The following is a 3,608-nucleotide window of genomic DNA, read 5'->3' as shown; positions in this document are numbered from 1 at the left end:
CCCCGAGGAGGGCGCCCGGTCCGGCCGCACCGGCCGCCGCAGCGCCGGGCTGGGCGGCTCGGCCCCGCAGGTGGCCCGCTGGCTGGGCGACATCCGTGAGTACTTCCCGTCCACCGTCGTGCAGTTGATGCAGCAGGACGCGATCACCCGGCTCGGTCTGGACCGGCTGCTGCTGGAACCGGAGATGTTGGAGGCCGTCGAGCCGGACGTGCACCTGGTCGGCACCCTGCTCTCGCTCAAGCACGCGCTTCCCGAGACCACCCGGGAGAGCGCCCGGGCGGTGGTCGGCAAGGTGGTCGCCGACCTGGAGCGCCGGCTCGCCGACCGCACCCGGGCCACGCTCGGCGGCGCCCTCGACCGCAGCGCCAAGGTCAACCGTCCCCGCCACCGCGACATCGACTGGGACCGCACCATCCGGGCCAACCTGAAGAACTACCTGCCCGAGCACGGCACCGTCGTCCCCGAGCGGCTGGTCGGCTACGCCCGTGCCCAGCGCGCCGTGAAGAAGGACGTCATCCTCTGCATCGACCAGTCCGGCTCGATGGCGCCCTCGGTCGTCCACTCGGCGGTCTTCGGCGCGGTGCTCGCCTCGATGCGCACCCTGGACACCCGGCTGGTCGTCTTCGACACCTCGGTGGTCGACCTCACCGAACAGCTCACCGACCCGGTCGACGTCCTGTTCGCCACCCAGCTCGGCGGCGGCACCGACATCAACCGCGCGCTCGCCTACTGCCAGTCGAAGATCACGAGGCCCTCCGAGACCGTCGTGGTGCTGATCAGCGACCTGTACGAGGGCGGCATCCGGGACGGCATGCTCAAGCGGGTCGCCGCGATGAAGGCGGCCGGCGTCCAGTTCATCGCCCTGCTCGCGCTCTCCGACGAGGGGGCCCCGGCGTACGACCACGCGCACGCCGCCGCCCTGGCCTCGCTCGGGGCGCCGGCCTTCGCCTGCACCCCGGACGCGTTCCCGGAGATCATGGCGGCGGCCATCGAGAAGCGCCCGATCCCACAGCACCTGATCAAGGGGGCTGCACAGGGGATCTGAAGGGTTCATCCGAACGCGCTAATCCGCTCGATCGGTGGACCGGCCGTCCGGCCCCGCCCCTCCGGGCCTTCTGTGACGGTTCTCACCCAAGACGGGCAGGCCTCGGGCGGAACAGTCCCGTCCCACGGGGATAACCTGCCAGACGGACGTGACGCGCGTGTTGATTGACGTGTGCGCCCGTGGCTGTGTGGGCCGCAAGGCCGTACCTCTGCGTACCCGCACCGCCCCGACGACCCGCAGCGAAGATCCTGCCGTGGCACGCTCGTAGAGACACAATCCGCGACCACGAACAAGGACAAACACGTGGACCTGTTCGAGTACCAGGCGAGGGACCTCTTCGCCAAGCACGGCGTGCCCGTGCTTGACGGCGATGTCATCGAGACCGCCGCAGACGCTGCCGCCATCGCGGAGCGCTTCGGCGGCCGCGCCGTCGTCAAGGCTCAGGTGAAGGTGGGCGGCCGAGGCAAGGCCGGCGGCGTCAAGCTCGCCGCCGACCCGGCGGACGCCGTCGCCAAGGCCGAGCAGATCCTCGGCATGGACATCAAGGGCCACACCGTTCACAAGGTGATGCTGGCCCAGACCGCGGACATCAAGGACGAGTACTACGTCTCGTTCCTGCTGGACCGCACCAACCGCACCTTCCTGGCCATGGCCAGCGTCGAGGGCGGCGTGGAGATCGAGGTCGTCGCCGAGCAGAACCCCGACGCGCTCGCCAAGATCCCGGTCGACGCCAACGAGGGCTGCACCCCGGAGAAGGCCGCCGAGATCGTCGCCGCGGCGAAGTTCCCGGCCGAGGTCGCCGACCAGGTCGCCGAGGTCCTGCAGAAGCTGTGGACCGTCTTCATCAAGGAGGACGCCCTCCTCGTCGAGGTCAACCCGCTGATCAAGTCCGGCGACGGCAAGATCATCGCGCTCGACGGCAAGGTCTCCCTGGACGAGAACGCCGAGTTCCGCCAGCCGGAGCACGAGGCCCTGGAGGACAAGGCCGCGGCCAACCCGCTGGAGGCCGCCGCCAAGGCCAAGGGCCTGAACTACGTCAAGCTCGACGGCCAGGTCGGCATCATCGGCAACGGCGCGGGCCTCGTCATGAGCACCCTCGACGTGGTCGCCTACGCCGGTGAGAAGCACGGCGGCGTCAAGCCCGCCAACTTCCTCGACATCGGTGGCGGCGCCTCCGCCGAGGTCATGGCGAACGGCCTGGAGATCATCCTCGGCGACCCCGACGTCAAGTCGGTCTTCGTCAACGTCTTCGGCGGCATCACCGCCTGTGACGCGGTCGCCAACGGCATCGTGCAGGCCCTGGAGCTCCTCGCGAGCAAGGGCGAGAACGTCACCAAGCCGCTGGTCGTCCGCCTGGACGGCAACAACGCGGAGCTGGGTCGCAAGATCCTCGACGACGCCAACCACCCGCTGGTCCAGCGCGTGGACACCATGGACGGCGCCGCTGACCGCGCCGCCGAGCTGGCCAACAAGTAAGGAAGGGGACTTAACACCATGGCTATCTTCCTTACCAAGGACAGCAAGGTCATCGTCCAGGGCATGACCGGCGCCGAGGGCATGAAGCACACCCGCCGCATGCTCGCCTCCGGCACCCGGATCGTCGGCGGTGTCAACCCGCGCAAGGCCGGCACCACGGTCGACGTCGACGGCACCGAGATCCCGGTCTTCGGCTCCGTCGCCGAGGCGATGGAGAAGACCGGGGCCGACGTCTCCGTCCTCTTCGTGCCGCCGGCGTTCACCAAGGCCGCCGTGATCGAGGCCGTCGACGCCGAGATCGGCCTGGCCGTCGTCATCACCGAGGGCGTCCCGGTGCACGACACCGCCGCCTTCTGGGCGCACGCCGGTGCCAAGGGCAACAAGACCCGCATCATCGGCCCGAACTGCCCCGGCCTGATCAGCCCCGGACAGTCGAACGCCGGCATCATCCCGGCCGACATCACCAGCTCCGGCAAGATCGGTCTGGTCTCGAAGTCGGGCACCCTGACCTACCAGCTCATGTACGAGCTGCGGGACATCGGCTTCTCCTCGGCCGTGGGCATCGGCGGTGACCCGGTCATCGGGACCACCCACATCGACGCCCTCAAGGCCTTCCAGGAGGACCCGGAGACCGAGATCATCGTCATGATCGGTGAGATCGGTGGCGACGCCGAGGAGCGTGCCGCGGCCTACATCGCCGAGCACGTCACCAAGCCGGTCGTCGGCTACGTCGCGGGCTTCACCGCCCCCGAGGGCAAGACCATGGGCCACGCCGGCGCCATCGTCTCCGGCTCCTCGGGCACCGCCCAGGCCAAGAAGGAGGCCCTTGAGGCCGCCGGTGTCAAGGTCGGCAAGACGCCGTCCGAGACCGCCCGCCTGGCCCGCGAGATCATCGCCGCCCAGGGCTGATCCCGCCCCGCGCGTGACGAGCGCCCCCGCCCTCCCCGGGCGGGGGCGCTCGTCGTCTCCGGTGCGTTCAGTGCCCGCTCGGCCCCGTCGTGCAGGGCAGTGGCGACCACGGCCGACAGGCCACCGGGCCCTGCGGCGGGGGAGCGCCGATCCGGCCCGCCGCCGGCAGCCCCCAGCG

At 70.3% G+C, this 3,608-nt stretch carries 3 protein-coding genes; all 3 read left to right on the top strand.

Translation table 11 applies throughout. The annotated features are described in order from the left end of the window. On the top strand, positions 1-1,045 hold a 1,045-nt coding region (locus KS423_RS41150; RefSeq protein WP_224284843.1), incomplete at its 5' end, for a VWA domain-containing protein. Between the two features lie 303 nt (positions 1,046-1,348). Further along, on the top strand, positions 1,349-2,521 hold the full coding sequence (gene sucC / locus KS423_RS41145; protein ID WP_224284842.1) for an ADP-forming succinate--CoA ligase subunit beta: 1,173 nt from the start codon (positions 1,349-1,351) through the stop codon (positions 2,519-2,521). A gap of 18 nt (positions 2,522-2,539) precedes the next feature. Further along, positions 2,540-3,430 (top strand): succinate--CoA ligase subunit alpha, encoded by an 891-nt coding sequence (sucD, locus tag KS423_RS41140; RefSeq protein WP_224284841.1) that lies wholly within the window; start codon positions 2,540-2,542, stop codon positions 3,428-3,430. The last annotated feature ends 178 nt before the right edge of the window (positions 3,431-3,608 follow it).

This window comes from Streptomyces sp. LS1784, assembly GCF_020103755.1.
Lineage (GTDB): Bacteria > Actinomycetota > Actinomycetes > Streptomycetales > Streptomycetaceae > Kitasatospora.
Note: the sequence above shows the minus strand (reverse complement) of the source record. Positions and strands in the feature narration are given on the sequence as shown.

Bases quoted from the DNA above. Each gene is read 5' to 3' on its own strand.
- sucD (WP_224284841.1), top strand. From the start codon at position 2,540: ATGGCTATCTTCCTTACCAAGGACAGCAAGGTCATCGTCCAGGGCATG.